General features: G+C 68.5%; 6 protein-coding genes. 3 read left to right on the top strand and 3 right to left on the bottom strand.

Annotated features, from left to right (window positions below; all coding sequences use genetic code 11):
• The 3 genes from AC06FA_RS13310 to AC06FA_RS13300 form a co-directional block, all read right to left on the bottom strand.
• Positions 1-1,444: UdgX family uracil-DNA binding protein (locus AC06FA_RS13310; RefSeq protein WP_478068721.1), on the bottom strand; the 1,444-nt coding region annotated here is incomplete at its 3' end.
• Position 1,445: 1 nt separating this feature from the next.
• A complete protein-coding gene (locus tag AC06FA_RS13305) occupies positions 1,446-2,735 on the bottom strand; it encodes a putative DNA modification/repair radical SAM protein (RefSeq protein WP_478068720.1) in 1,290 nt (429 codons plus the stop codon).
• Positions 2,736-2,805: 70 nt separating this feature from the next.
• Complete coding sequence (locus AC06FA_RS13300; protein ID WP_478068719.1) at positions 2,806-3,936, bottom strand: PilT/PilU family type 4a pilus ATPase; 1,131 nt, start codon at positions 3,934-3,936, stop codon at positions 2,806-2,808.
• Positions 3,937-4,059: 123 nt separating this feature from the next.
• On the opposite strand from AC06FA_RS13300, the gene AC06FA_RS13295 reads away from it, so the two are divergent.
• The 3 genes from AC06FA_RS13295 to AC06FA_RS13285 all read left to right on the top strand — a co-directional run bounded on the left by AC06FA_RS13295 (position 4,060) and on the right by AC06FA_RS13285 (position 5,866).
• Positions 4,060-4,425 carry a DUF4398 domain-containing protein gene (locus AC06FA_RS13295; RefSeq protein WP_108748416.1) on the top strand — a complete coding sequence of 122 codons (366 nt, stop codon included), beginning with the start codon at positions 4,060-4,062 and terminating at the stop codon, positions 4,423-4,425.
• Positions 4,422-5,306, top strand: coding sequence for an OmpA family protein (locus AC06FA_RS13290; RefSeq protein WP_478068718.1), 885 nt, complete (start codon positions 4,422-4,424; stop codon positions 5,304-5,306). Before AC06FA_RS13295 ends, AC06FA_RS13290 begins: the two co-directional genes overlap by 4 nt.
• 323 nt (positions 5,307-5,629) lie before the next feature.
• Entirely contained in the window at positions 5,630-5,866 is a 237-nt protein-coding gene (locus AC06FA_RS13285; protein WP_108748418.1) for an HP1242/YdcH family protein, read from the top strand.
• Positions 5,867-6,000 lie beyond the last annotated feature (134 nt).

Here is a 6,000-nt window from a genome sequence, read left to right as displayed (position 1 = left end):
GGCCATGCCCGGCGGGTTCCTCATCCCGCAGCAGCATCTGCCGCAAATCGTCGCGGAACAGCCGATAGGCCTCCTCGCGGCGTGCCTCATCGCCCTGCCGCAGCACCCACGCCGGATGCACGGTGGCATAGCCGCGGGTGCCATCGTCCAGCGTGTGCCAGCGCCCGCGATCGCGCGCCAGGGTGAACCCGCGCCCGAACACCGCTGACGCCGCCGTCGCCCCCAGGCACACGATCAGCTGCGGCCGCACCCGCGCGATCTCGCCCAGCAGCCAGGGCCGGCAGGCGTGCACATGAGGGCTTTCCGGTCGCTTGTGCAGCCGCACCTTGCCGCGCCGCTCGTGGTGGAAGTGCTTCACTGCGTTGGTCAGGTACAGCGTCGCCCGGTCGATACCCAGTTCGGCCAGCGCACGGTCCAGCAGCTGGCCGGCCGGGCCGGCAAACGGGCGGCCGCTGAGGTCCTCCACGTCGCCGGGCTGCTCACCCACCACCATCACCCGCGCATCGGCCGGACCCTGGCCGAATACGGTCTGCGTGGCCGGCTGCCACAACGGGCACTGCTGGCAGGTGCTGGCCTGTTCGCGCAGCGCGGCGAGGCTTCCTTCTGCTGCAGGGGCCGGCAGCACCCGCGCCGGCACCCGCCGCGCCGGTGCCTGGGCGGGACGGTCATGCATCTCCTGTACCCGGCCTGCCGCCTCGCGTACCAGGCCGGGCAGCAGCTGCGCCTCGGGCAGGTGCCGCCAGTACTTGGCCGGCATCTCCTGCTGCATCATCCGGGTGTTCAAGCGCGCCGGGTTGAAGATGCTGGCGTAGTAGGTCTGCCACAGCGCCTCGCGCGCATCTTCGGCCGGCGCGTCCTGGCGCTGGCCGCCAGGGCCGAAGCTCAGGGCCTGGCCGTCCCAGTGCACGCTGCGGCCCGGGGTCAGGATCGCCCAGCGCATGCCGGCGAAGCGGCGCGCGAAGAACGGCGCCACGCGGTCCACGATGTGGTGCTCCGGCTCGAACCAGGCAATGAACGCGTCCTGTTCGCCGGGCACTTCGCGGAAGCGCACGAACGCCTTCATCTTGTGCGTGTCGCGGCGCACCGCCTGGGCCAGGGCCATCGCGCGCAGCACGTCGGCATCGGTCGGGTTGGACAGCACCGCGCGTTCGCCATGGGTGATGCGCCACAGCAGCCGGTACAGCAGGGCCATGCGCTGCGGATCGCGGTGGCACAGCACGGTGGCGGCCAGTTCCAGGAAGTCGCGCGGTACGCCGGGCTGTGCGCCGGCTGCAGGTTCGTCTGCCGGAACGGGCAGGGCAGGGGCATCCAGCAGCGACGCTTCCGTGCCCGGCAGCCAGTCCAGCTGCGCGGGCGGCACGGCCCCCAGCAGCGCCTGCCGCGCGGCATCGCGCCAGGCCTGCAGCGACCACGCAGGGTCCACGCGTAGCGACCAGCGCTGCATGTCAGGCCGCCGCGGGCGGGTCGAACAACGAACCCTGGCGCGGCGGCGGGGCCAGCCGGGCACGCAGTGCCGCCGGATCGTCCAGCGCGCTGCGCGGGTGGTGGTCGGCCAGTTGCACGAACGGCAGCAGTTTGTTCATGGGCGCTTTCAGCCGGGCGACATCGGCCACGCGCAGGCGCCCGTGGCGGCGCGCCATCAGCACCCGCTTCACGTTGCGCACGCCCAGCCCCGGTACGCGCAGCAGCAGTTCCTTCGGCGCACGGTTCAGATCGACCGGGAACCGTTCCGGGTGGCGGATCGCCCAGGCCATCTTCGGGTCGATATCCAGATCCAGCATGCCGTCGCCGCTGCTGTCGGTGATCTCATCCACGCCGTAGCCATAGAAGCGCAGCAGCCAGTCGGCCTGGTACAGGCGGTGTTCGCGCTGCAGTGGCGGTGGCTGTACCGGCAACTGGCGGCTGGCATCGGGAATGGGGCTGAAGGCCGAGTAGTACACCCGGCGCATGTGGTAATTGCCGTACAGGCGGTCGGCGCTGAGCAGGATCTGCTGGTCGCTGGCGCCGTCGGCACCGACGATCATCTGCGTGCTCTGTCCGGCCGGGGCGAAACGGGGTGGCCGGGGGCGCGCGCTGCGCGCGGGGATGGCCGTGGCGGGCACGGCAGGCGGTGCACGTCGCGCTTCCTTGGCCTCGTCGATGCGCCAACGCAGCTCACCCATCGCGCCGCGGATGGTATGGCTGGTTTTTTCCGGGGCCAGTGCGGCCAGCCCGGCATCGGTGGGCAGTTCCACGTTGATCGAAAGGCGGTCGGCGTGGCGACCGGCGCTGGCCAGCAGTTCCGGCGACGCCTCGGGAATGGTCTTCAGGTGGATGTAACCGGCGAAGCGATGCTCCTCGCGCAGCTGCCGGGCCACTTCCACCATGCGTTCCATGGTGTAGTCGGCGTTGCGGATGATGCCGCTGGAAAGGAACAGCCCTTCGATGTAGTTGCGCTTGTAGAAATCCAGGGTGAGCGAGACCACTTCCTCCACGCTGAAACGCGCGCGCGGCACGTTGCTGGAGACGCGGTTCACGCAGTAGGCGCAGTCGTAGACGCAGAAATTGGTCAGCAGGATCTTCAGCAGGGACACGCAGCGGCCATCAGGCGTGTAGCTGTGGCAGATGCCCATGCCCTCGGTGCTGCCGATGCCGCCGGACGCGCGCGAATCGCGTTTGCCCGCGCCACTGGAGGCGCAGGAGGCATCGTATTTGGCGGCATCGGCCAGGATGGCCAGCTTGCGAAGGGTTTCCATGACAGAAACCTACGGACAGGCGGTCTCATTGGATGAGACCGCCCCTTAACCCTTCAGGTTTTCCGCGGGCTCAGAACCCGTGGGTGATGCTGGGCTGGGTGGCCGAGGAGAAATCGGCGTACGGGTCGTGTTCGCCGCTGCCGCCTTCGGACAGGCGGAACTTCAGCGCCAGACCGTCGCGCGAATCGGCCGCACGCAGCGCCTCTTCCTGCTCGATCACGCCGCTCTTGGCCAGCCGGAACAGGCACTGGTCGAAGCTCTCCATGCCTTCTTCCAGCGACGATTCCATCGCGGCCTTGATCTCGTGCACCTGGCCGCGGCGCAGCAGGTCGCGGATCATCGGCGTGTTGATCAGCACCTCGGTGGCCGGCAGGCGGCGGCCCGCCCTGTTCTTCACCAGGCGCTGGCTGATCACCGCACGCAGGTTCAGCGCCAGGTTCATCAGCACGTTCTTGTGCGCGCTTTCCGGGAAGAAGTTCAGGATGCGCTCGATGGTCTGGTCGGCGTTGTTGGAGTGCAGGGTGGCCAGGCACAGGTGGCCGGTTTCGGCGAAGGCGATCGCCGCCTCCATCGTCTCCGCGTCCAGGATTTCGCCGATCAGGATCACGTCCGGCGCTTCACGCATCGCGTTCTTCAGCGCGTTGTGGAAGGCGTGGGTGTCCAGCCCGACCTCGCGCTGGTTCACGATCGACATCTTGTGCTTGTGCAGGTACTCGATCGGGTCCTCGATGGTGAGGATGTGCCCGGTGGTCGTGCTGTTGCGGTGGTCGATCATCGACGCCAGCGAGGTGGACTTGCCCGAGCCGGTGGACCCCACCACCAGCACCAGCCCACGCGGGGTCATGATGACGTCCTTCAGCACCTGCGGAAGATTGAGCTCCTCGATGCTGGGAATGCGGCTGCGGATGGCGCGGATGACCATGCCGACTTCACCGCGCTGCTTGAACACATTGACGCGGAAGCGCCCGGCGTCGGGCAGGGCAATGGCCATGTTGAGCTCCAGCTCGCGCTCGAACTGCGGCACCTGGCCTTCGTCCATCAGCGAGTAGGCGATCTTCTTCACCATGCCCGGCGGCAGGCCGGTATTGCCCAGCGGGTACAGCTTCCCCTCGATCTTGATGTACACCGGCGCACCGGTGGTCAAGAACATGTCCGAGGCGTTCTTTTCGGTCATCAGCTTCAGGAAGTAGCCGATATCCATCGCGAATTTTCCCCAACGAAACCGCCAGCGACCGTTGCAAGCACGGCGTCGGCTTGACGACAATGGCCACGTACCGACAACCGGGCACGGGCCTCCCCAATGAAACGACTTAGCTTCGCACAAATGCGCCAGGGCCTGTATGTGATGGCGTTGGCATTCGCGGTGTCTGCCCCCGTTGGGGCGCAGGAAGCCGCCCTGGAACTGGCCCAGGCCCAGCAGGCCGTGGAAAAGGCCACCCAGGCCGATGCCGACCAATACGCGCCAGACCTGATCGGCCTGGCCCGACAGGGGCTGGAACAGGCCCAGCGCGCCGCCGGCGACCGCCGCGAGCGCAAGAACGCCCCGGCGCTGGCCCTGCGTGCCGCCGCCGATGCCGACCTGGCCCGCGCCCGCAGCGAGGAGGCCACGGCCACCGCCCAGCTGCAGCTGCGCCGCAACGAGGTGAACCAGCTGCAGCGCCAGCTGTCGACCGGGGAGGACCGCCGATGAAGGCGCTTTCCGCTCTTGCGCTGGCGACCGCGCTGGCCCTGCCGGGCATGGCCGTGGCCGCAGACAACCCGATGGTGGCGCAACTGACCCAGCGCCTGATGGCGATCCAGTCCAACCCGGACACCGCCGAACTGGGCGCCTTCGAGCGCATGCAGGCGCAGCAGGCCATCGCCACCCTGGACAAGGCCAAGCGCCGCGACCAGGAACTGGCCACCTATCTGGCCGAGCGCCGGGTGGACATTGCCGAAACCAGCGTGCGCGCCGCCCTGGCCGCCCGCGAGGTGGACCGCCTGGAGCGCACCCGCAGCGATCTGCTGATCGAAGCCAGCCGCCGCGATGCGGCCCGCGCCCGCCAGGAAGCCGAGCAGCTGCGCATGCAGGCGCAGATGCAGGCCGAAGAGTCCGAGCGCCTGCGTCTGGCCGCCGAGGCCGAGACCCTGGCCCGCCAGGACGCCGAGAACGCGCTGACCAGCGTGGCCGGCAAGCAGCAGCAGCGCCTGAGCGCGGCCCAGCAGAACGCGGCCAAGCTGGCCCGTGAAGAGGCCGAGCTGGTATCCGGGCAGAAGCTGCCGGGCTCGAAGTTCGACGGTCGCGGTGAAGTCTTCACCCTGGGCGGTGACGCCTTTGCCGCGGGTGCGGCCGGCCTGTCCGGCGGTGCGAAGAACCAGGCCAAGGCGCTGGCCGAGTACCTGAACATCGGCAAGAAGGGCCGGGTGCGCATCGAGGCCTACGACAGCGCCACCGGTGTGGGCCAGAAGCGCGCCGAAGCCCTGCGTGACGCGCTGGTGGCGGCCGGTGTCGCCGGCAACCGGATCCAGGTCGCGGGCAAGAAAGCCGCGTCCACCAAGGCCCGCTCGGCCGAGGTCATCGTGGCTCCGTAATTGCTTGAATTTGTTTGTTTTTCGTTGCTTTGAGTATTCAGCCTGAACCCCGCCACGGCGGGGTTCGGTCTTTTTGTCGCAGGGGCTTGAACCCGGCCTGCAGCAAGCGTAGGGTCAATCGTCCGGGACGCAATGCCGCGGACCGGACGATGGGAGGGCCGGGCCGATGCAAGCAGGGCGCGAACCGCAGCAGACCGACGTGCGCAGGCCAGTGCCGCGGGTCGTGGTGCGCACCCATGTGGCCATCTCCCGGCGCTCCTCCATGAACAACGCCCCGTGCCTTGCGGCCGGGGCGTTCGTGTATCTGTCGAAGGAGGTCCATCATGTTTGAAGATCAGCCCCAGAGCGAGATCGACGCCCGTCGCGCGTGTGATCCGGAGTTCCGGGCACTCCATGACCAGCACCGGAAATTGAACAAGAAGTGCATGGACGCGGAGTTGGGTGTCCTCCCGATCGATGATGTCACCCTGGGTCGAATGAAGCGCGAGAAGCTGCTGGCCAAGCAACGCCTTCTGCGTATGTACGAAACCCCGCTCCCCACGACGTCCCCCACGCACTGACGCACGCGCTCACGCCCGGAACGGCGTGAGCCGGCCATCGAAGGCCCAGCCAGGCACGTGACCTGGCCCCGCGGTATCGCCGGAAACGGCGGCCGCGCCAAGGCACCACAGGCGGTGGTGCCTTGGCCCGCAGG

Source organism: Stenotrophomonas sp. Steno-C17, from assembly GCF_056393165.1.
The sequence above is the reverse complement of the archived record's forward strand: the minus strand, read 5'-3'. Positions and strand labels throughout refer to the sequence as shown.

What these genes read in the sequence shown, in the direction of transcription:
- AC06FA_RS13305 (WP_478068720.1), bottom strand. Translation starts at nt 2,735, where the DNA reads ATGGAAACCCTTCGCAAGCTGGCCATCCTGGCCGATGCCGCCAAATAC.
- AC06FA_RS13295 (WP_108748416.1), top strand. Translation starts at nt 4,060, where the DNA reads ATGCGCCAGGGCCTGTATGTGATGGCGTTGGCATTCGCGGTGTCTGCC.
- AC06FA_RS13290 (WP_478068718.1), top strand. Translation starts at nt 4,422, where the DNA reads ATGAAGGCGCTTTCCGCTCTTGCGCTGGCGACCGCGCTGGCCCTGCCG.
- AC06FA_RS13300 (WP_478068719.1), bottom strand. Translation starts at nt 3,936, where the DNA reads ATGGATATCGGCTACTTCCTGAAGCTGATGACCGAAAAGAACGCCTCG.
- AC06FA_RS13285 (WP_108748418.1), top strand. Translation starts at nt 5,630, where the DNA reads ATGTTTGAAGATCAGCCCCAGAGCGAGATCGACGCCCGTCGCGCGTGT.